We start from the raw sequence: 20,395 nt of genomic DNA, 5'->3' as shown, positions 1-20,395 counted from the left end.
AGAGATGTGTATAAGAGACAGCGTCGATCCGGTCCTCGAGGCGTGCGGCGACCTCCTCGATGAGGGCGTCGGCCGGCACGTCGTAGATGGTTACCATTGAGGTGATTTTCAGCCTAACGTCGTTTAAACCCATCGTATTCGAGAAGCGTCGTGTGACCGGTTTTCACGGGACAGCGGACCTACAGAAACGGAACGGAGAGCCGCGATCTCGTCGTCGACTCCCCACCGTCAGCCGGTCACTCGACGTACTCGTACTTCCGCTCGTTCATCCGCCCCCACCCGGTGAAGACGAACTCCGACTCCGGCTGCGTGAACTCCTCGATCTCGCGTTCGACGTCCATGTCGTACTCGTGGACGTCGTGGACGTCCTCGTACTCCTCCCACGTGAGGTCGTAGCGCTCGGCGAGCTGGTCGTCGATGTCGAGCCCCTCGATCTCCGCCCGCCAGCCTTCCCGAACCGTCTCCGAGTGGATCTCCGCCTGCGCGCCGGAGCCGTAGGAGGCGACGAGCAGCGTGTCGCCGACGAACGACCGGTCGCGGGCCAGAGCGTCCCGCAGCGCGCTGACACGGGCGATGTGGACCGAACTGGTGTACCAGTTTCCGACCTCCCGCGAGAGACCGAGCGTCGGCTCCACGACGGTGTCGTACCACGTCTGGTACTGCTCGGTGGTTTTCAGCTTGTCCATGTACTCGCGGATGGCCTCTTCGTACGCCTCGCGGTCCACGAAGTTGCCTTCGCGTGGCTGCCGGCCGATCTCGTCGGCGAGCGCGTCCTCGTGCTCCGTGTCGCGGATGACGTGCCGGTACGCTAGCAGCGCCGCCTTCCGGACCATCCCGGGGAACGGCGTGTGGAACGGGGCGTACGCGAAGTCGTCGAGCTCGATGTCGTCGGTGACGGACTCGTAGTCCTCGAGGGCCTCGCGCATCCGGGAGAGGTACACCTGCACCGAGCGTTTCCCGTCGACGCTCGGGAACTGCTGGTTCGGTTTTAAGAAGTCCGTCTCGTCTTTCGAGCCGTACCCCTGATCGGTCGAGAGCGCGACGATCGAGGGGTCCTCGTCGATCAGCATCGCGACGGCGCCGGCGCCCTGCGTCGCCTCGCCGGGGTCGCCGCGGGCGTAGAGCGCGGTGTCCGTCGTGATCACGATCGCCGGGCGGTCGCGGTTTCGCCCCGCCCGGATCCAGTTGTACGCGTCGTCGATCGCCTGCGTTCCCGCCAGACAGGCGAACTTGCGCTCGCCCTTGTTGGCGTGGGTGAAGTCGCCGTCGTACACCTGTTCGAGGCAGCCGGCGATGTACGTCGACACCGGTTTCGAGTGGTCGAACGCCGACTCCGTGGCGACGTCGATCCGACCGATGTCGGCCGGCTCCAACCCCTTCCGGTCCATCAGCCCCTTGGCGGCGTTCGCGCCCATCGTGACGATGTCCTCGTACACGTCCGGGAACGAGGAGTTGTTGAGCCCGAGCCCCTTCGTGTACTTCTCCGGGTCGTCGCCCTTCTCCGGCGCGAACGTGCCGGGCAAGTCGAGCTTGAGCTTTCCGGTCCAGATCTCGACGGCGTCGATGCCGACTTCGGTCATAGGCGATTGTTCATGAGGTGGGCATATGGCTTTGTCGATGGTGGATTACGTCGATTGTTGTATCTTCTAAAGCCACCTACAGAAACCGGTTCTCGTACATTTGCCAGCACGAGAGCTAAAAGCGGCCTGTACTACACTGAGACCGCTGCAAAAGCGGAGCCGACTCAGCCACTATACACAATTTCCCGCGTTTCGACGACCTCGTTTCCGTTGTTGTCTGTCACGATCAGTCGTACGGTATACGTTTGATCGGGAGGATTTGCGGTCTGTTCGACCCGATCGGTTCCCGAAGCACTCCCACCGCCGACGTCGTTAAGAACTGTATCGACAACAGTACCGGTCTCATCTTGTAGTTCGATTTCGACTGTATCGAGGTCGTCGTCGTCATTTGTCACAACCCAATCGACATCAAACCGAGCTTGGTTACCGCTCTGGTCCGTCACGTCGAACGCATTGATCGCAGACGCTCCACCTCCGACGGTGGTGCTATCCTGATCCAGTTGCCGCTCTTCCGTGTCACTTTCATAGAGGGTGGCGACGATTTCATCGCCCTCAGAGAGTCCGCCGACGTCAGCCGAATCGACCGCCGTCGTCTCCCCATCAGTCGACTCAAACGAAACCGTTTGGCCACTTGCTGCGTTCTCGACAACGACCCATCCCGCTGCTAAACTCTGGAACTGATCGGTGGTCACATCGAAGTCGACGTCACCGGGTGCAATGTTTTCTTGGACGTTCACGCGCCCTATCGGCGCTTCCTCGATCGTCGTAACGAACTGTTTGGTCTGTCGCTCACCTGCGACCTTGTATCCGATAGTAACGCTGAACGTCTCACCAGCGACATCGACGACAGCCGCATCAAACAGATCAACTTTGTAGAACTCCGCTAGGGTGATCGTGGCCTGTTCTCCGGAATTCAGCGGGACTTCTACACCGGAAAAGTCCGTCTCGGCGTCGACATATTCCCCGGTGTCCGTGTCGTACGCTCGTTTTTCAGGGCCGCGCTGGAGATTCAGTTGGAGTCCGCTGTTCGGAATGAAAGCGTACTCCCGATCGGGAATTAAGAGAACGTTTTTATCACCGATGGCGTCGGTTTCGGACTGCACGTACAGTTCAGATCGACCCGGTCCAGAGCTATCCGCCTCATCGGACAACCCGTTGAGGGCCGGATCCTCTGGAAGGACCGTTACGTCGGTGATGCGGACTTGCTCATCGTGTTGATTCTCGACATCTAATTGAAACCCGCCTCGTTCGGTAGAGCCAGGACCATTGAACGCGACTGCCTCCTCCGGTGCGACGAGGAGCGATTGGGCACCACCACCTCCGCCAGGGGCACCAGCACCGACACTCTCGAACGAAATGGATTCCCACGTTTCGGTCCCGTCGTTGATCGCCATCTCAATATCCGAAACGTCGTCAACCTCGTAACTGACGCGACCCTCTTCATTGGTCTGCGCGGTCTCCTCGAACGAACCGTCGACCGAGATAGTGACTTGTGCGTTCCCAACAGGGTTGTTGTATCGGTCACGAACTTCCGCGACTGCGACCCCGTTCTCCGAAGAGACCTTGATGATGTACCCGTCCGATTCGTTGGTAGCGGTCGTCTCAGTTCCGAGTCCGACCTTGCCAAGCTCAAGGCGGTACGTTGCTGTACCGTTCAGTTCGACTCGAACCGTGCCGCTCGCGACGGTGACATCCTCGACATTCGCATCGTCTTCCGCAAGTCGGTCGCGCCACACCGACTCGAGATCCCCGGCTCGCTCAGTCGACACATCCGTCGGTAGCTCGAGGACGATCGGATCGCTTCCGGTCGAGTTCAGCGTCACCGAACGCCGGCTCTGCGAGAGCGCTTCCGGGTCCAGACTCGTCCGCTCGACGCCCGACTCGTCTACGCTTCCGTCCAGCGCGGTCAGCCGGATCCGGTTGTCGCCGTCCACCGCGGTCTGCCCGGTCCGGGAGAGGACCGTGTTCTCGAACTCGGCGACGACGAGCGAGTGCTCGTACACGAGGTCGGGACCGTCCCGGAACTCGTTGTATCCGGGCGAGTACCGCAGCGAGCTCGTGTTGAACGCGATCGCACCGTCCCTCGTAGTCCGGTTGTTCCAGTATGCGACGACGTTCCCCTCTCCCTCGACCGTGGCGTTCTCGACACGCAGCTCACGGGGGTCGGTCGTCGATAACTGGCCCGCGGCCGGCGGCGGGTTCAGCGCGAACGTCCGCTGTGGATACCGGGTTCCGAGTTTCAACGATGTCGAGCGGCCGGCACCGGTGCGGCTCGCGCTCAAGACCGCGTTTCGGAGGTCCAAAAACTCTCCTTCGACCTGCTGGCTGTGGTCAAACTCGATGTCGCTGTTCTCCTGTGGCACCACCTGCACCTGGTACAGCGACAGCGCCAAGATGAGGAAGCCGAACAGGATCACCGTCCCGATCACGACCGACTGGCCCCGACGGTCGCGACTGAAGCGCATTACCAGATGTCGACGCCGGACGGGTATAAAATCCTCCGTCCGGGCTCTCAGTCCCGATAACCGCCCGAGCGACGCACGCCGATCGCCGTCGCCGGAGTCAGTCGCCGTCGATCCGCCGCGCCGTCAACCGCGCCGACGCGACGGCGACGGCGCCGGCGAACCCGCCGATCAACACGGCCTGCGTCCAGTTGAACCCGAGCAGCGTCCCCGCGACCGGGGTGACGAGGAGGAACGTGACAACGAGGGCGCCGATCGACGACGCGAGAGAGACGGCGGCTTCGTCGGAGTCGCTCATACCCGAACTCGCCGCGCCCGAGGCGATAAACCGGCCGATCGGACGGCGGCGGTCGAGTCGTCGCCGTCGTCGAGACGATCGGTGGTTCCATATTATAAAGTATATCCCGCGATATCAAATTGGGATCGCGAACGCGGCACCGGCTGCCGACCGGTCCGTTTTTGCGCGCGGCGAGAGTCTCCGCGCGTATGGCGAAACAGCCGCACCTGCTGGTCGAGGAGGGCGACGTCCACGAGATCGCGATCATCCCCGGCGACCCGGGGCGCGTGGACCGGATCGCGGACCTGTGTGACGACAGCGAGCTCGTCGCGCAGAACCGCGAGTACAAGGTCGTGAACGCGAGCTACGAGGGGACGGACCTCACGATCTGCTCGACCGGGATCGGCTGCCCGTCGGCCGCCATCGCGGTCGAAGAGCTCTCGCGGGTCGGCGTCGAGACGTTCCTGCGCTGTGGCACCTGCGGCGCCTTACAGCCCGACATGGAGGTCGGCGACATGGTGGTCGCGACGGGCGCGGCCAAGGAAGAGGGGACGAGCAAGCGCTACGAGTCGGCGAACTACCCCGCGGTCCCGGACTACGACGCGCTCACCGAGCTCGTCGGCGCCGCCGAGGACAACGAGGAGGAGATCCACGTCGGGCCGATCGTCTCCGACGACGCCTTCTACAACGAGAGCGACGCGTACGTCGACGACTGGAACGACGCGAACCTGCTCGCGATCGAGATGGAGGCGGCGACCGTCTTCGCGCTCGCGCGGCGCAAGGAGCTGCGGGCCGGCGCGATCTGCACCGTCGACGGCAACCTCGTCGCGGGCTCGCAGAAGGGCGCGGACTCGGACGACGAGCTGCCGGAGAAGGCCAAAGACAACGTCGAACGGGCGATCCTGATCACGCTGAACGCGGTCACCGAGCTGTAGGCGTCGATCGCGAGAGCCGGTTCGTTACTCTTCCGCCCGGAACTCCACCAGCGTCAGGTCGCGGTCGAGCGCGCAGGTGTCGTGGGGGGGTTCGCCGAGCACCTGGTCGATCACGCGCTCGTCGTCGAAGCCGGCGCCGTCGGGGACGCAGTACCCGTGGCTCGGGCACTCGGTGTGCGGACACGGGCCGGCGAGCGAGACGCGGCCGCCGGCGTACGCCTGCTTCGACGGGACGTTCGCGGGGACGGGCGCGGGCTCGACCTCGACCGCGCGGACGCCGGCGTCGTGGACGGCGCAGTCGAGCGTCTGCGCGTTCTCGCGGATGCCCGTCACGCGGTACCGAGTCCCCTCCGAGAGGTTGAGACACTGGCTCCGATAGGGACACCCCTCGCAGTCGGGCGACTCTCCCTGATAGACGAACTCGCGACCCGTGTCCGCGAGCCGCGTGCCGATGAGCGTGACCGTGGTCATACCCGGAGAGACGCGCCGGGAGTCCGTAAGCGTCCCGCCTCGCGAAGCGTGAGACTTGAGAGGCGAGTGAGACGTGGTGGGTCCGGAGGGGAAGACACATCCGCGCCCCCCGGCAACGACGACCGAACGATGATCGCGGCGCTGGCGCGAGACGCGAAGCGGGAAGCCGAGGCGACGAACGAGCGGCGCGTCCTCGTGTTCGCCGGCGACCGCGACCGCGGGCTCGACGCGGCCTACGCCGCGGTCGAAGCGATCGCGGGCGACAGGCGGGAAAGCGAGGAGCGAAAAGGCGGTGACCGAAACGGCGACGAGCGGAACGGCGACACGCGCGAGTCGGTCTCGGTCGTCTCCACCCGTGAGGGGTTCCGGTTCGAGGAACACCGCCCTCGAAACGCCGACGACCTGCTCGGTCGCACCCGCGAGGCCGTCGTCCTCGACTGCCACGAGCAGTTCGTCCCGAACGCGGTCGGGCGGTGCGTCGGCGCGGTCGACGGCGGCGGGCTCCTCGTCCTCCTGACCCCCGACCTCGACGCGTGGCCGGCCGTCCGCGACCGATTCGACGACTCGCTCGCGGTCCCGCCGTACGGGATCGATGACGTGACCGGTCGCTTCCGCGAGCGCTTCGTCGCAACGCTCCGCTCGCACCCGGGGATCGCGATCGCCTCGCTCGGGGCGGACGGGCCGGCGGATGACGCGGTCGAGCGCGACGGCCTCGTCGGGTCACGCGGAGAGACGACCGCAGAACCGGCCGCACGGCCGACCGCCCCGCCGAACGCGACGTTCCCGGCCGCGGCCTACGAGGCATGTCTCACGGCCGATCAGGTCCGGGCGGTGAGGGCGTTCGAGGCGCTCGCGACGCCGGGGACCGCGGTCGTCGCCGAGGCGGACCGCGGGCGCGGAAAGTCGAGCGCGGCGGGGATCGCGGCGGGCGCGCTGGCGCTCGGCGGCGCCGACGTGCTCGTCACGGCGCCGGCGTTCCGCAACGCGGCGGAGGTCTTCGCGCGGGCGGGAGCGCTGATCGAGGGGAACGAGCACGCCGGCGAGGGCGGGGAAAGCTACCCCGAGCGCGACGCCCGTCACCTCGACGCCCCGAGCGGGGGACGGGTGCGCTACCTCGCGCCCGCCGAGGCCGCCGACCTCCCCGGCGACCCGGACGCGGTGATCGTCGACGAGGCGGCCGCGCTCCCGGTGCGGCTGCTCGAGCGGTTCCTCGACGCGCCGGCGGTCGCGTTCTGCACGACGGTCCACGGCTACGAGGGGGCCGGCCGCGGGTTCTCGATCCGGTTCAAAGAGCGGCTGCGCGCGAGCCCGTTCTCGGTGCGGGACGTGCGGCTCGACGAGCCGATCCGGTACGCGCGGAACGACCCGGTGGAGGCGTGGGCGTCGCGGGCGCTCCTGTTGGACGCGCGCCCGGCGGTCGAAGAGGCGGTCGCGGGAAGCGCGGTCGGGGAGGCGACGTACCGGACGCTCGCACCCGACGACCTGCTCGCGGACGAGGCCCTGCTGCGGGAGGCGTTCGGGTTGCTCGTCGCGGCGCACTACCGCACGGAGCCGAACGACCTCGCGCGCCTGCTCGACGCCCCGAACCTCGCCGCGCGGGCGCTGGTGGCGGAGGGGCGCGTCGTCGCGGTCGCGCTGCTCGCGCGGGAGGGCGGGCTCGACGCCGAGACCCGCCGAGGGATGTACGAGGGCGAGCGCGTCCGCGGTAACATGGTGCCGGACGTACTCACGAGCCAGCTCCGCGACGAGGCGGCCGCCGAGCCGCGGGGAGTGCGGACCGTGCGGATCGCGACCCACCACGCGCTCAGAGGCGAGGAGTTCGGCACGCGCCTGCTGGAGGAGGTGCACGAGGAGTTCGGCGGGGAAACCGACGGCGACGCAGTCGACTACTTCTCGGTCGGCTACGGCGCGACCCCGCGCCTGCTCCGCTTCTGGCGGCGGGCGGGCTACCGCACGGTCCACCTCTCGACGTCCCGCAACGACGCCTCCGGGGAGTACTCCGCGATCATGCTTCGCCCCGGCGGCGAGGACGGACCGGGGAGCGCCCTCCTCGGCCGCCACGCCGCCGCGTTTCGCGACCGCGAGCGCGACGGGCTCTCCGACGCTCACCGCGACGTGGACCCCGGCGTGGTCGTCGGCGCGCTCCGCGCCTGTTCCGCGCCGACGACCGTCGACCTGACCGAGATCGAGTGGCGCTCCGTCGTAGGCGCGTCGTACGGTCCGGGGATGTACGACAGCGCGCCCGGCGCGTTCCGCGACCTCGCGGTCGCGGCGCTGATCGACGGCGAGGGGGGGAGCGAGACGAGCGACGGCGACGCGCTCGACGACCGCGAGAAGCGCCTGCTCGTCCGGAAGGTCCTGCAGGGCCACCCGAGCGAGTCGGTCGCCGACGAGCTCGGGTACGTGTCGACGGGCGCCTGCATGCGCGCGCTCGGCGACGCTTACGAGCCCCTCGTCGAGCGGTACGGGACCGACTTCGCGCTCGAAGAACGGGAGCGATTTATAAACGACTGAGAGACGTCTACGCATTACTTATAAACCGCTGTGCGGTGGCGCGTGCCGATGAGCAGCCGTCGGGCTGCGAATCGCACGCGCGAGGTCGCCGGCGGCGGAGCCGCCGGCTGCCAGAGAATCTTCGATTCTCGCTGGACGCGGTGAGCGCTCGCAGAGCGCGAACCGCGAGGCTGGGGAGGCGTGAGGTGCTGTGCGGTTGCTGTGCGGGGCGGGGTTTCCGTCGATCCGCGATCAACGACGTATAAGTGGTCTGCGGTGGCTTCGGAGGCGAGTACGACGCCCTCGGCCGTTTATAAACGGTTCTCGCGACCGGGATCGACGTCGATCGCGTCGACCGGACAGACGTCGACACAGAGCATGCAGTCGATGCACTGGTCCTCGTCGGCGGGGTTCGCCTTCCGCTCGGACTCGGGGTGACCGGGGGTGTCGACCCACTCGAACACGTCGACCGGGCAGTCCTCCAGGCACGCGCCGTCGGCGAGACAGATGTCGAAGTCGACCGCGACGTGCGTCCCGCGAATTCCCTGCTTCTCCGGCGGCTCGACGGGGCCCCAAACGGCGACGCCGTCCTCCTCGCCGACCTTCTCCCGGCTCTGTTCGAAGTTCGAGTCGATGGCCATCGTGCCCGTAGTTCCGGGGCTCGCTATTTAACCCCCGCGGCGAGAAGCCGGCGAGGGCGTCTCGCGGGAGCCGCAGGGGGTCCGAAGGCGCCGCCTACGGGTGCGCGAAGTAGGCGAGCAGGTCCTCTTCGCCGTTCGGCCCGTCCGGATCGTCGGTCGGCTCGGGGTCGAACCCGTCGATCCGAGCGAAGCCGACGCGCACGAACTGGACGACCGTGTCGGGGTCGACGTCAGCGACCGCGGGCTCGGCGATCCCTCGCACGTCGCCGGAGACGGTGCGCAGGAGGGTTTCGAGCCCCTCCTCGACCGGCGCCCAGTGGATCACGTCCACGTCGCCCTCGCGGACGACCTCGATGGCGGCGTCGACGAAGACCAGCTCGTCCCCCTCGTACCGAACGCAGCCGTACCCCTTGAGCCAGACGCGCTCGCCCTCGCTCGGGAGGTCCGGGGACTCGACGACGACCCGCCCGGCGGGGACCTCGCGGTCGCCGCGGTCCGGGTGGTCGGGGTGGAGCGGCGGGTGGCCCGCCTCGGGCGCTGGCGCGTCGCCGTCGACGACCGGCAGCTCGACCGCGGGAGCGTCGTCGCGGTCGCGCACGAGGAAGTACCGGTTCGCCCCGTCGTCGACCAGGTCCCGGTTGTTGGCGTACACCGACGACATCGCCAGGTCGACGTCGGAGGTGGACATCCCCAGTTCGGTCATCGAGTCGACGAGGGCCTGCCCCTGAATGCCGCGGCGGCGCATGGACTGAATGGTCGGGGCGCGCGGGTCGTCCCAGCCGGTCAGCTCGCCGTCCTCGATCAGCCCTTTGATCGTCGAGGTGGAGAGTGTCACGTCGTACTCGTCGACCTGCACGTGGCCCCAGTGGAGCACCTCCGGGTACTCCCAGTCGAAGTAGTCGTAGACAAACTGCTGGCGCTTCGCGGAGTCCTGGAGGTCGATCCCGCGGATGATGTGCGTGACGCCCGTGAGGTGGTCGTCGACGCCCGACTGGAAGTCGAGCATGGGCCAACAGCGGTAGTCGGCGGCCGCCTCGCGCGGGTGCGGCGTGTCGATCATCCGGAAGGCGACCCAGTCGCGGAGCGCGGGGTTTTTGTGCTCGATGTCGGTCCGGACGCGTAACACCAATTCGCCGGCCGAATACTCGCCGTCGACCATCGCCTCGAACTCCTCGCGGACCGTCTCGCCGTCCTTGTCGCGGTGCGGGCACGCCTCGGCGTCGTTTTTGAGCGCCGAGAACTCCTCGCCGGAACACGAGCAGGTGTACGCGCCGCCGGCGTCGATCAGGTCGCGGGCGTGGTCGTAGTACGTCTCCAGCCGGTCGGAGGCCTTCAGGACGCGGTCGACCTCGAAGCCGAGGTACTCGATGTCCTCTAAGATGGCGTCGTAGGCGTCGAGGTCCGGGCGCTTCGTCTCCGGGTCGGTGTCGTCGAAGCGGCAGATGAACTCCCCGTCGTACCGCTCCTTGTACGTGCCGATGACGGCGGGCATGCGCGCGTGGCCGACGTGCCACGGACCGTTGGGGTTCGGCGCGGCGCGCATCACGACCTCGCCGTCCTCGGCGTTCGGGAGGTCGGGGAGGACGCGTTCGTCTTCCTCGTCGTCGGCCTCCAGCTCCGCGAGCTTGTCTGGCGCGAGCTCGCCGAGTCGCTCCCGGCGCTCCGCCTCGTCCATGCCGGCGACCCGGTTCACGACCGGCGCGACGACGCCGGGAATCTCGTCGCCGTGCGGTCGGAAGTCGGGGTTCTCGCCCATGAGCGGGCCCATGATGGCGCCCACGTCCGGGTCGCTGCCGTGTTTGAGCGCGTTGAACAGCGCGGCGGCCTCGGCGGCCGCCTCGACGCGCTCGCGGAGTTCGTCGTCCATGCACGTCGCTTGTCGGGGTCGGCTCAAAAACGCCGCGGAACGGCGGTGGAGGGAGCGACTCGCGCGAAACGAGCCGCACCGGCGGGGCCGCGGGCAGGGGTATCGGACACGTGAGCCCGGCCGGGCTTAAACCGTCGAGACCGTTCACGCCGATATGCACCCGCTACCGACGTGAACGGTCGAGACGTTTATCAAGCCGCGGCGGCGAACGTGTGCGATCGGTTCGGGGAGCCGGCGGTCGGAGCGGCGTCCGTCCGGCTCCGCCGGGTTGATATCCGGGCGAGTCGTGGGTGGGCCATGGACACGGGAGCGATCGGGCCCCGAGCGTGGACCGCGGAGGGGTCCGCGTGGTAGAGCCCATGTCGGAGGCGGAACGCGACGCCGGGAACCGACGGATAAAGGCCGCCATCCTCCTCATCGTGGCGGTGTCGCCGCCGCTCATCTCGCTCCAGTTCGACCCCTCGGCGGTCGAGCTGCTCGCGGCGCTCGGCAGCGGGATCGTGCTGGGGCTGATCATTGTGTGGTACCTCGGCCGGCTCGGCAGGGAGTTCGCCGGCAGTTCGCGTCGACCGGGACGGCGGCGCTGAGACGGCGCTGAGACGGCTCCGGGACGGCGGTGACGGAAGGAGTCCGCCGGTCAGTCCTGTTCTATCCGCGAGGCGCCCGAGGCGGCCTCAGCCGGCCCGTTGACGACCTCGCCGGCGCGGTCGCCGGCGATCGACCGCGACGAGGACAGCGGCGAGATGCTCACCTCGCCCTCGACGACCGCGAGCCGGTCGGAGCCGGGGTCGTCGGGGACGTCGCCGCGGAGGAACTCCCGCCAGAAGCGGTCGCGAAGCTCCATCCCCATCTCCCCGCGTCGCTCGTTGAACTCCCAGCCCTCGGGGACGTTCTCGTCTTCCGGCCCCTCCTCGCCCGGACGGAACTCGATCACGTCGAAGCCGCGCGCGGGCTCGGTCAGCCGGTACGTCGGGTCCGCGGCGGTCTCGTCGTCGGCGGCGGGGACGTTGACATTCAGCACGTCGGCGCCGAACGGGAGGGCGAGGTCGCCGTCGGCGGCGGCGCGTTCCGCGCGTCCGAGCAGGTCGACGACGACCTCGCCGGCGACCGCGAAGTCGCCGTTGTCGAGCGTCGGCGGGACGGGGAGGTTGCCGCGGTCGTACAGCGACACCGCGATCGCCGGCGTCCCGAGGAACGAGGCCTCCATCGCGGCGCCGACCGTTCCGGACTGCCCGAGGATGTGCGCGCCGATGTTCGGCCCGTGGTTACAGCCGGAGACGACGGCGTCGGGGTCGAGCCCGAGCGCCACGTCCGCGACGGCGACGCAGTCGGCGGGAGTGCCGTCGACCGCGTAACCGGCGCCCGTCTCGGTGTACTCGACCGTCGTGTCCCACCACGAGCGCGCGCCGCCGACGCCGGACTGGTTGCTCTCGGGCGCGACGACCGTCACGTCGTAGTCGCGGGAGAGCGCGTCGGCCAGCGCCCGGAGCCCGACGGCGTCGATGCCGTCGTCGTTAGTGAGGAGGATCTCCGTCGTCATGGCCGTCACTGCGAGGGGACGGGGGAAAACGTCGCCGGTCGCGGTCGGAACGCGGGTCGGACGGGAAGCGGAGCGGGCGAAAGTTCGACGCGGGAACCGACAGGCGTCGGCGAGTGGTACTCCGGCGTGGTCAGCGGCGGGCGGCGTGGTCAGTCGGCGGCGACGGGCGGCGTCGCCTCCGCGAGCTCCAGCACCTCGTCGAAGAAGCCGAGCGAGTCGTGCGGCCCGGGGTTCGCCTCGGGGTGGTACTGGCGGGTGATGACGTCGAGGTCCGTGCTGTCGAGCCCCTCGACGGTGTCGTCGTTGACGTTCACCTGCGTCACCTCCAGCGGACCGGTGTCGTCGACCGTGTAGCCGTGGTTCTGCGTGGTCATCACGACTTTCCCGCTCCGGAGGTCCCTGACGGGCTGGTTGACGCCGCGGTGGCCGAACGCCATCTTCTCGGTCGAGCCACCGAGCGCGCTCGTGATCACCTGCTGGCCGAGGCAGATACCGGCCATCGGCAGGTCGCCCGCGAAGGCGTCGACGACCGCTTGCGCGGCGACAAAGTTCTCCGGGTCGCCCGGGCCGTTCGAGACGAACAGCACGTCCGGGTCCACGTCGGCCACGTCCTCGGGGGTCGCGTCGTACGGGAGGACGTGGACGTCCGCGCCGCGCTCGGTGAGCGAGGAGATGATCGAGCCCTTCGCGCCGCAGTCGATCAGGGCCACGTCGGCGACGCCGTCGCCCTCTTGGACGGTCGGCTCCGACACGGAGACCTGCGCGCCGATGTCGACGTGGTCGCTCATCGGCTTGCACGCCTCCATCTCCTCGACCGCGTCCTCGGGGGTCGCGTCCGGGCCGGCGGCGATCCCGCAGGCCATCGCGCCCTCCTCCCGGACGGTCGTGACGATCTCGCGGGTGTCGACGTGGTCGACGGCCGGCACGTCCTCGCCGGCGAGCCACTCGGCGACGTCGTCGGTCAGCTCGCGGGCGATCGCCGCGCGCGGCTGGACCGATTCGGACTCGAACCGCTCGCTTCGGACGCCGTAGTTCCCGATGAGGGGGTACGAGAAGGTGAGTATCTGTTCGGCGTAGGAGGGGTCGGTGAGCGACTCCTCATAGCCGGTGTACGCGGTCGTGAACACCAGTTCGCCGCGGGTGCGCCCCGGCGAACGAGCGCGCGCTTCGAGCACGCGTCCGTCGGCCAGCGCGATATAGGCGTCCGACATTACGAGAAACGTACGCGCAAAGGGTAATAAATGCGTCGTTCGTAGTTACGTTACGATATTCGTAACGAGTAAGTCGTCGGGGCGAGACGGACGGGTATGGACGACCTCGATCGCCGGATCCTCTCGATACTGCGACGAGACGCGCGAACCCCCTACACGGAGATTGCGGACCGGGTCGGCACCTCCGAGGGGACGGTGCGCAACCGCGTCGACCGCATGACCGACGAGGGGATCATCGAGCGGTTCACCGTCACGACCCGCACGGGGAACGTGAAGGCGATGATCGAGATCTCGGTGGAGATGAACGTCGACACCGCCGCCGTCGGCGAGCGGATGGTCGACTGGGAGGAGGTGGACTTCGTCTGGCAGGTCTCCGGCGAGGACGACGTTGTGCTCGTCGTCGACGCCGTCGACACGCGTGCGGTCAACGAGCTCATCTCCCAGGCGAGGGAGATGGACGAGGTCAAGTCGACGAAGACGCGGCTCATCCTCGACGAGCGGCTGGGGTAGACGGCAGCTCTTTATAAGTGAACGTGTGCGGTGGCGTGCCTCCGAGCGACCGCCAAGGGCGGTCGCGAGGAGCCCGCGAGGGACGCGGCGACCGTAGGGAGCCGCGAGGCTGGGGAGGCGTGAGGCGCGGAGTCGTCGATCACGTACTGCCGAGCGGCTGGGGCTTTGGAGGTGTTCACCACCGATCCGCGATCACCGGTTGTCTAGAAGCGGCGACGTCTCTCGCGCTCAGAAAAAGAATGAAAATCGTAGATGCGATTAAACGACGCTTACGCCAGCTCGTCGATCTTGTCGACGACGGCCTCGGCGAACTCGCTCGTCGCGAGCTTCTCGCCGCCCTCGATCTGCCGGTGGAGGTCGTAGGTGACCTGTCCGGACGAGATCGTCTCCTCGACGGCGTCGCGCACGAGTTCGGCGGCGTCGTCCCACCCGAGGTAGTCGAGCATCTCGCGGCCGGAGAGGATCATCGCGGTGGGGTTCACCTTGTCCTGGCCCGCGTACTTGGGCGCGGAGCCGTGGACGGGCTCGGCGAGACAGCGACCGTGGCCGCGGTTGATACCGGGCGCGATGCCGAGACCGCCGATCTGCGCGCCGGCGGCGTCGGACATGTAGTCGCCGTTGAGGTTCATCGTCGCGATGACCGAGTACTCGTCGGTGCGGGTCAACAGCTGCTGGAGCATGTTGTCCGCGATGCGGTCCTTGACGACGAGGGTGTCCTCGGGCTGCTCGCCGTCATGCTCGTCCCAGAGCTGGTCTTCGGTGATGACGTCGTCGCCGTACTCCTCCTCGGCGACCTCATAGCCCCAGTCACGGAACGCGCCCTCGGTGAACTTCATGATGTTCCCCTTGTGGACGAGCGTGACCGAGTCGCGGCCGTTCGCGAGCGCGTAGTCGACCGCCTCGCGGATGAGGCGTTTCGAGCCGAACTCCGAGATGGGCTTGATGCCGATCCCGACCGGGCCGTCGTGGATGACGTCGGCGACCTCCATGTCGTCTTCGAGGAAGTCGCGTACCCGCTCGACCTCGTCGGTGCCGGCCTCCCATTCGATGCCGGCGTACACGTCCTCCGTGTTCTCACGGAAGGTGATCATGTCCATCGCCTCGGGGTTCTTGACGGGCGACGGGACGCCGTCGAGATGGTAGGTCGGCCGGACGTTCGCGTACATGTCGAGCGTCTTGCGGAGCGCGACGTTCAGCGAGCGGAAGCCGGCGCCGACGGGCGTCGTCAGCGGGCCCTTGATCGCGACGCGGTGGTCGCGGATCGCCGAGACGGTGTCCTCGGGGAGGTTCTCGTCGTACTTCTCGCGAGCGCTCTCGCCGGCGTAGACGCGCATCCACGCGATGGAGCGGCCCGTCGCCTCCGCGGCCGCGTCCAGTACCTTCTGGGCGGCCGGCCCGACGTCGGTGCCGATCCCGTCGCCGTGAATGATCGGGATGATCGGGTTCTCGGGGACGTTCAGCTCGCCGGTCTCCTCGTCGGCGAGCGTGATGGCCTCGCCGTCGTCGGGGACGTCGACCTTGTCGTAGCTCATGAACGTTCGTGCGTTGTCGGAGCCGCGTAAAGTGCCTGCCGCTTTGCCGCTGGACGCCAGAGCCCCCGAAATCGGGCGTTTAAGCCGGTCTCTCGAGGGAGCCGGTCTCACGCGGGCAACACTTCCACGTCGAACAGCGACCGCCACCGATAGCGCCGGCCGCCCCAGACGAACGTCCGACGCGCCAGCGCGTACGCGATGAAGAGCGGCGAGAGGAGCACCGACGGGCCCGCGAGCAGGAACGTCGCCCGGCGGATCCCGAACCGGGCGTAGACGGCGGCCGAGACGGCGGTGACGAGCGCCACGCCGAGCACCGGCGCGAACAGACACAGCGCTGCGAACCCGACCGCGAAGGCGACGTCGAACGCGGCCGCGGGAGTGTCGTGGAACCGCACGATCCGGAAGAACCGGACGAACCGCTCCAGGGATCCGCGAAGCGAGCCGCCGCAGGGCACCGTCCGCGTCCGGTCCGCGGCCGTCACGTCGAGGTACTCGGTGAGGGTCCCGTCGTCGCTGACGGTCCGGCGGAGGTCCGCGAGGAACGCCGCCTCCGGGTCGTCGGCGTCTCTGCCGTCGTCTGCGGCGGCGTCGGAGACCGTCCCGGGCCGGTGGAGGTCGTCGCGCTCGAAGACGACCGCGCCACCCCAGGCGATCCCGCCCGCGAACACCGCGGCGGTCCCGCCGATCGCGTACGCGGGCTCGAACAACCGAGCGAGCGGGTCTTTCCCGACGAAGACCGGAATCTCCGTCGTCGGCCCCTGCCGCTCGTAGTCGGCGTTGAGCGTCGCGAGCCAGTCGTCCGGGTGCGCGAAGTCGTCATCGGTCCAGACGATCCGGTCGTGGCCGGCCGCCTCCATCCCCGCGGCGATGGCGTTCGCCTTCCCGGAGCACCCCTCGGGCTCGCCCGCGAGGACGATCCGGACGCCCTCAGGCGCCCGTCCCCGGCGCTCGGCGACCGGGTCGTCGTCGGTGTCGCAGATCACGAGCAGCTCGTCGCGCCCGCCGAGCTGTCCGGCCACCTCGTCGCAGGCGTCGGTCCAGCGCACGGTCGGGAGGAGGACGGAGGTCGGCGGTCGGTCCTGGTCCGCGCGTGTCACGTCGGCCGCTTCGGCCGGGGGAGTAATAAGGAGCCAGTCGCGTTCCCGCACGGTCGTTCTCTCCGGGACGACTCGCGCCCGGCCCTCACCGACACTCGCGCGTGCCGACCGCTCGGACCCGGGCCTCCCCGTCCCCGGAGACGTCGACCTCGACCGACGAGACCGTCACCGAGTCCGTCTCCGCGTCGGAGAGCCCCGCCGCGCGGTCACAGAGGTGCGCGAGCGTCGCGTCGACGCGGTCGGCGTCGTCGACCGGTAGCAGCGAGAAGTGCTTCCGCCAGCGGGCGGTGGGGTAGCCGCGGGCGTCCGACGGGGGACGGTCGACCGCGACCGGGTCGCCGTAAAGGGCGTCGATCCGGTCGCCGTCGGCGGTCGTCGCCGTCGCGAGAATGAGGTCGTCGGTCGACGGCGGCTCCGGCGCGAACATGTCCCAGTCGCTCTCGGCCGGGTCGGACACGGCCGCGACGGGCTCGGGCGCACCGACGACCCCGAGACCCATGGCGGTCCACGCGAGCAGCGAGACGAGGAGGAGCGCGGCGACGGCGGCGAGGAGGCGACCGCGGGTCGGTCGGTCGAGACCGACGCCGGAGAGCGAACCGGTCGCGGCGCCGCAGTCCAGCGGTTCGGAGAAGCCGTCGACCGCCGATCGGAGCCGCCCGATCGCCGGGGCGGCCAGCGTCTCGGTCCGGTCCCAGACGAACGGCGGGAAGAGGGGCAGCAGGCCGACCGCCGAAATCACCGAGAAGACGCCGATCTGGAGCGTGAACGCCATCGAGAGGTGGGCGGCCACGAGGAGTCCGGCGAGCGCCGCCCGAACCCGCCCGGCGGCCGCGACGAGTAGCGGCGACGCGACGAGCAGCGCGAGCCAGCCGTAGGCCGCGGCCGCGAGCAGCGCCGGGCTCTCGGGCGGCAGCCCCCCGAGCGGGCCGTGGAGGTACGTGAGCCGGAAGACGGTCTCGACCGCCTCGCCCGCGGGCCACGCCTCGCCGCGGAGCTTCACGACGGCGTTCGAGACGTACACCGCGAGGACGACGGTCAACAGGAGGGCCGACTGCGGGCCGGCGAACCGATCGGTTTCTGGCTGGGAGCGTGCGCGCGGTGCGCCCCCACGCCCTCGGACCGCGTCCACCGACCAGCGCGCGCCGAGCGGACACAGCAGACCGGCCCCGAGCAGCTGCCAGAGGAGTGTGTCGCCGGCGTTGAGCACGAACGGGTTCCGCGCCTGCAGCGACGCGAGCAGGACCAGCGAGACCGCGGCCGCGACGCGGGTCCGATAGCCGAGCGCGAGCGCGAGCGCGGCGGCCCCGGCGAGGAGGAACAGCGGGGCGACCGCCCACGCCTCGCCGGAGAGCGCGTGGAGCGAGTGGCGCGCGAGGGGGTACGACTCCGCGAGCAGCGGTCGGGGGAGCACCCCGGCGTCGGTGTAGAAGGCAGTCAGGTTCCGGGCGCGCAGCGCGAGGTCGACGAGGAGGACCGCGCCGAGCGCGATCCGGAAGGCCGCGAGCGCGCGCGGGTCGATCCCGAGACGGCGCCGGAGCGCGGCGCGGAGGCGTGACGGAATGGCGGCCGCGGATCCGCCGTCGGCCGACTCGGCGTCACCGGCGGCGGCGTCTCGGCGTTCGACCACGGTGGTGACGACTCTCCGAGGAGCGTGGATAGGTCTTGCGGCGGCGGGTACGGAGGCGAGGGAGGCGGATCGGTTCCACCGCTTTCCGGGCGCTTATCTGGGCGCCGCGCGACTCCGGCGTATGCGCGTCATCGCTCACGGCGGCGCCGGGGGACGCCCCGACGAGCCGGACTCCAGACAGGCGACGCTCGACGAGGCGACCCGCCGCGGCGTCGACGCCGACACGCCGCTCGACGCGGTCGAGGCGGCGCTCGGCGTCCTCGAGTCGAGCCCGCGGTTCAACGCCGGCGTCGGCGGCGCGGTCCAGTCCGACGGCGTCGTCCGCACCGACGCCGGCGTGATGACCTCGGACCGCGAGGTCGGCGCGGCCTGCTCGATGCCGGGCGTCGAGCACGCGGCGAGCGTCGCCCGCGTCGTCCACTCCGAGACGCCGCACATCTTCGTCTCCGGCGAGCACGCGGTCGATCTGGCCGACGAGTTCGGCGTCGAGACGGGCGTCGACCTGCTCACCGACGAGAAGCGCGAGCGGTACGAGGACGAGGACCCGCCGGGAGGCGGCCCCCGCGAGCACCTCGACTGGCTCGCGACGCGGTTCGGGTCGGGCGACGATCAGGCGGGGGAGCGGTCGGCGGACAGCGGGGAGGGGGACGACGGGAAGCGCGACGCGCCCGACCACGACACGGTCGGCGCGGTCGCGACCGACGGCGAGACGTTCGCCGCGGCGACCTCCACGGGCGGCCGGTCGTTCGCGCTCGCGGGCCGCGTCGGCGACGTGCCGCAGGTCGGCTCCGGCTTCTTCTGTACCGAGGCCGGCGGGGCGAGCGCGACCGGCGCCGGCGAGGACATCGCCCGCGTGACGCTCTCGCGGCGGGCCGTGGGGTATCTCGACGACGGGGTCGGCGCGCAGGCGGCGGCCGAGCGAGCGATCGACGAGTTCGAGGCGATCACCGGATCGGGTGCTGGCGTGATCGTCCTCGGGACGGAGGGTGCCGGGAGCGCGTTTAACACGGACGGGATGCAGACGAGCATCGCTTATAAGTAGTCGCGTGCGGTGGTGGTTTCGGAGGATACCGGCGATCAGTCGAGTTCGCTCTGTAGCGGGGGGGTCTCGAATTCGGCACCGCATCCCTGACAGACGACGACCGTGTGGGTCGTCTCGTCCAGAGTGACGCGCAGGTCGGGATCGCCGCACTCCGGACAGTTTCGCGGAACGTGCTCAGCGTCACAGTCCGGGCAGACGAACGTGAGTTCATCATCACGCGTCTGGAAGCGCAGGGTGTCATGCTCGCAGTCGGGACACGCTACGGGGATTCGGATATCCTCGCTATCGCGGGGTCCGCCCATCGCAACCGCGATGAGTTCGCGATCCGCGTTGTTCTTGCCCGATTGGAATTCGCGGGGAGAGAACCGAATCGCTTCCCGTTCACCGACGGTGACCTCGCCGTCCAGCGTCTCGAAGGTCGCCTCTCCTTTCAGGACGACAAACACCTCTTCTTGATCCATGTGGGCGTGAAGCCCTCCGGGAAACCCCTCACCGGGAGCAAGCCGGTAGTGGTTGAGTGCGATATCGGTCGTCTCTAAGGGCTCTGATAACCCCCGTCGAGCGCTATCTTCGCCAACGGCGTGAGCCTCTACGTTGTTGATAGCGACTTTTTTCATGCCACCAGTACGGACGTAGAGCGGTAAATACGCACGACCTTGCTAGCATCTCACTCGTGCTTTCTGCTGCGAGATGTTTGAAATGCAAACGTCCAGTGATATACGGCTAACCGCGGATCGACGGCGAACGCCTCCAAAGCCCCAGTCGCTCGCTTATAAATGGGTGACTGTCGATCGACGGCGAACGCCTCCAAAGCCCCAGTCGCGAGGCGGGCGCACGCTCGCTGCGCTCCTCAGTCGCTCGTTTTACTCGCTCTTTGCGGTGCTTACATCGCCTGCGCCCGCCTCGCGACTGCCCCTTTGTGTCCCACCCACCCACGACCGCAACCGCACCTCACCCCTCCCCAGCCTCGTCGGTCGCCCTCCGCGTTGCTCCGGGCGACCGACTCCCTCGTGCGGGCTGCTCGCGCNCCTCGCGCCGTCGGCTCGCGGCCCTGCGGGCCGCTCGCCGGAGCGCGCCATCCGGAAAGATCGACTGAGCATCGCCGATCAT

The 20,395-nt window shown here is 68.9% G+C and carries 17 protein-coding genes and 1 pseudogene; 5 read left to right on the top strand and 13 right to left on the bottom strand.

Annotation, left to right across the window (positions count from 1 at the left end):
- The 4 genes and pseudogenes from C468_RS04040 to C468_RS04025 all read right to left on the bottom strand — a co-directional run.
- A pseudogene (locus C468_RS04040) lies at window positions 1-97 on the bottom strand (30S ribosomal protein S19e); the annotation flags it as partial.
- Between the two features lie 139 nt (window positions 98-236).
- A complete protein-coding gene (hmgB, locus tag C468_RS04035; protein ID WP_008847593.1) occupies window positions 237-1,580 on the bottom strand; it encodes a hydroxymethylglutaryl-CoA synthase in 1,344 nt (447 codons plus the stop codon).
- Between the two features lie 164 nt (window positions 1,581-1,744).
- A complete protein-coding gene (locus tag C468_RS04030; RefSeq protein WP_008847592.1) occupies window positions 1,745-4,045 on the bottom strand; it encodes an Ig-like domain-containing protein in 2,301 nt (766 codons plus the stop codon).
- A gap of 97 nt (window positions 4,046-4,142) precedes the next feature.
- Window positions 4,143-4,340, bottom strand: coding sequence for a hypothetical protein (locus tag C468_RS04025; RefSeq protein ID WP_008847591.1), 198 nt, complete (start codon window positions 4,338-4,340; stop codon window positions 4,143-4,145).
- Between the two features lie 188 nt (window positions 4,341-4,528).
- On the opposite strand from C468_RS04025, the gene C468_RS04020 reads away from it, so the two are divergent.
- Window positions 4,529-5,254, top strand: a complete 726-nt coding sequence (locus C468_RS04020) for a nucleoside phosphorylase (protein ID WP_008847590.1) — start codon at window positions 4,529-4,531, stop codon at window positions 5,252-5,254.
- Between the two features lie 24 nt (window positions 5,255-5,278).
- Here C468_RS04020 and C468_RS04015 read toward each other — a convergent pair whose 3' ends face one another.
- A complete protein-coding gene (locus C468_RS04015) occupies window positions 5,279-5,725 on the bottom strand; it encodes a UPF0179 family protein (RefSeq protein ID WP_008847589.1) in 447 nt (148 codons plus the stop codon).
- Window positions 5,726-5,854: 129 nt separating this feature from the next.
- Here C468_RS04015 and tmcA point away from each other — a divergent pair, with 129 nt between their 5' ends.
- Window positions 5,855-8,239 carry a tRNA(Met) cytidine acetyltransferase TmcA gene (tmcA, locus tag C468_RS04010; RefSeq protein ID WP_008847588.1) on the top strand — a complete coding sequence of 795 codons (2,385 nt, stop codon included), beginning with the start codon at window positions 5,855-5,857 and terminating at the stop codon, window positions 8,237-8,239.
- Window positions 8,240-8,529: 290 nt separating this feature from the next.
- Here the strand turns inward: tmcA and C468_RS04005 are convergent, their stop codons facing one another.
- On the bottom strand, window positions 8,530-8,859 hold the full coding sequence (locus tag C468_RS04005; protein ID WP_008847587.1) for a 4Fe-4S dicluster domain-containing protein: 330 nt from the start codon (window positions 8,857-8,859) through the stop codon (window positions 8,530-8,532).
- Between the two features lie 94 nt (window positions 8,860-8,953).
- A complete protein-coding gene (locus C468_RS04000) occupies window positions 8,954-10,726 on the bottom strand; it encodes a glutamate--tRNA ligase (RefSeq protein ID WP_008847586.1) in 1,773 nt (590 codons plus the stop codon).
- Between the two features lie 359 nt (window positions 10,727-11,085).
- Here C468_RS04000 and C468_RS03995 point away from each other — a divergent pair, with 359 nt between their 5' ends.
- A complete protein-coding gene (locus C468_RS03995) occupies window positions 11,086-11,313 on the top strand; it encodes a hypothetical protein (RefSeq protein WP_008847585.1) in 228 nt (75 codons plus the stop codon).
- A gap of 50 nt (window positions 11,314-11,363) precedes the next feature.
- Here C468_RS03995 and surE read toward each other — a convergent pair whose 3' ends face one another.
- Both surE and carA read right to left on the bottom strand, forming a co-directional pair.
- Window positions 11,364-12,266, bottom strand: coding sequence for a 5'/3'-nucleotidase SurE (surE, locus tag C468_RS03990; protein WP_008847584.1), 903 nt, complete (start codon window positions 12,264-12,266; stop codon window positions 11,364-11,366).
- A 149-nt stretch (window positions 12,267-12,415) separates the two neighbouring features.
- Window positions 12,416-13,477: a glutamine-hydrolyzing carbamoyl-phosphate synthase small subunit gene (gene carA, locus C468_RS03985; protein ID WP_008847583.1), complete on the bottom strand. Its 1,062-nt coding sequence runs from the start codon at window positions 13,475-13,477 to the stop codon at window positions 12,416-12,418.
- Window positions 13,478-13,573: 96 nt separating this feature from the next.
- On the opposite strand from carA, the gene C468_RS03980 reads away from it, so the two are divergent.
- Window positions 13,574-13,987: an Lrp/AsnC family transcriptional regulator gene (locus C468_RS03980; protein WP_008001183.1), complete on the top strand. Its 414-nt coding sequence runs from the start codon at window positions 13,574-13,576 to the stop codon at window positions 13,985-13,987.
- Window positions 13,988-14,256: 269 nt separating this feature from the next.
- On the opposite strand, the gene icd is transcribed toward C468_RS03980, so the two are convergent.
- The 3 genes from icd to C468_RS03965 form a co-directional block, all read right to left on the bottom strand.
- A complete protein-coding gene (gene icd, locus C468_RS03975; RefSeq protein WP_008847582.1) occupies window positions 14,257-15,519 on the bottom strand; it encodes an isocitrate dehydrogenase (NADP(+)) in 1,263 nt (420 codons plus the stop codon).
- A 107-nt stretch (window positions 15,520-15,626) separates the two neighbouring features.
- A complete protein-coding gene (locus C468_RS03970; RefSeq protein WP_049911984.1) occupies window positions 15,627-16,616 on the bottom strand; it encodes a glycosyltransferase in 990 nt (329 codons plus the stop codon).
- 85 nt (window positions 16,617-16,701) lie between these two features.
- Entirely contained in the window at window positions 16,702-18,243 is a 1,542-nt protein-coding gene (locus C468_RS03965; protein ID WP_008847580.1) for an HTTM domain-containing protein, read from the bottom strand.
- A gap of 121 nt (window positions 18,244-18,364) precedes the next feature.
- On the opposite strand from C468_RS03965, the gene C468_RS03960 reads away from it, so the two are divergent.
- The gene (locus C468_RS03960; RefSeq protein WP_008847579.1) at window positions 18,365-19,285 is read left to right on the top strand and encodes an isoaspartyl peptidase/L-asparaginase; all 921 of its coding nucleotides are present in this window, start codon (window positions 18,365-18,367) and stop codon (window positions 19,283-19,285) included.
- Window positions 19,286-19,320: 35 nt separating this feature from the next.
- On the opposite strand, the gene C468_RS03955 is transcribed toward C468_RS03960, so the two are convergent.
- A complete protein-coding gene (locus tag C468_RS03955) occupies window positions 19,321-19,902 on the bottom strand; it encodes a cupin domain-containing protein (protein WP_008847578.1) in 582 nt (193 codons plus the stop codon).
- Window positions 19,903-20,395: the final 493 nt, after the last annotated feature.

Origin of the sequence: Halorubrum kocurii JCM 14978 (genome assembly GCF_000337355.1) — an archaeon.
Taxonomy (GTDB): Archaea; Halobacteriota; Halobacteria; order Halobacteriales; family Haloferacaceae; genus Halorubrum; species Halorubrum kocurii.
This window is presented reverse-complemented; position numbering and strand designations above follow the sequence as displayed.

Excerpts from the sequence above, each read along its gene's own strand:
- hmgB (WP_008847593.1), bottom strand. The coding sequence starts at position 1,580 with ATGACCGAAGTCGGCATCGACGCCGTCGAGATCTGGACCGGAAAGCTC.
- C468_RS04005 (WP_008847587.1), bottom strand. The coding sequence starts at position 8,859 with ATGGCCATCGACTCGAACTTCGAACAGAGCCGGGAGAAGGTCGGCGAG.
- C468_RS03955 (WP_008847578.1), bottom strand. The coding sequence starts at position 19,902 with ATGAAAAAAGTCGCTATCAACAACGTAGAGGCTCACGCCGTTGGCGAA.
- C468_RS03995 (WP_008847585.1), top strand. The coding sequence starts at position 11,086 with ATGTCGGAGGCGGAACGCGACGCCGGGAACCGACGGATAAAGGCCGCC.
- tmcA (WP_008847588.1), top strand. The coding sequence starts at position 5,855 with ATGATCGCGGCGCTGGCGCGAGACGCGAAGCGGGAAGCCGAGGCGACG.
- C468_RS04015 (WP_008847589.1), bottom strand. The coding sequence starts at position 5,725 with ATGACCACGGTCACGCTCATCGGCACGCGGCTCGCGGACACGGGTCGC.
- surE (WP_008847584.1), bottom strand. The coding sequence starts at position 12,266 with ATGACGACGGAGATCCTCCTCACTAACGACGACGGCATCGACGCCGTC.
- C468_RS03980 (WP_008001183.1), top strand. The coding sequence starts at position 13,574 with ATGGACGACCTCGATCGCCGGATCCTCTCGATACTGCGACGAGACGCG.
- C468_RS03960 (WP_008847579.1), top strand. The coding sequence starts at position 18,365 with ATGCGCGTCATCGCTCACGGCGGCGCCGGGGGACGCCCCGACGAGCCG.
- C468_RS04020 (WP_008847590.1), top strand. The coding sequence starts at position 4,529 with ATGGCGAAACAGCCGCACCTGCTGGTCGAGGAGGGCGACGTCCACGAG.
- C468_RS04030 (WP_008847592.1), bottom strand. The coding sequence starts at position 4,045 with ATGCGCTTCAGTCGCGACCGTCGGGGCCAGTCGGTCGTGATCGGGACG.
- C468_RS04025 (WP_008847591.1), bottom strand. The coding sequence starts at position 4,340 with ATGAGCGACTCCGACGAAGCCGCCGTCTCTCTCGCGTCGTCGATCGGC.
- carA (WP_008847583.1), bottom strand. The coding sequence starts at position 13,477 with ATGTCGGACGCCTATATCGCGCTGGCCGACGGACGCGTGCTCGAAGCG.
- C468_RS04000 (WP_008847586.1), bottom strand. The coding sequence starts at position 10,726 with ATGGACGACGAACTCCGCGAGCGCGTCGAGGCGGCCGCCGAGGCCGCC.
- icd (WP_008847582.1), bottom strand. The coding sequence starts at position 15,519 with ATGAGCTACGACAAGGTCGACGTCCCCGACGACGGCGAGGCCATCACG.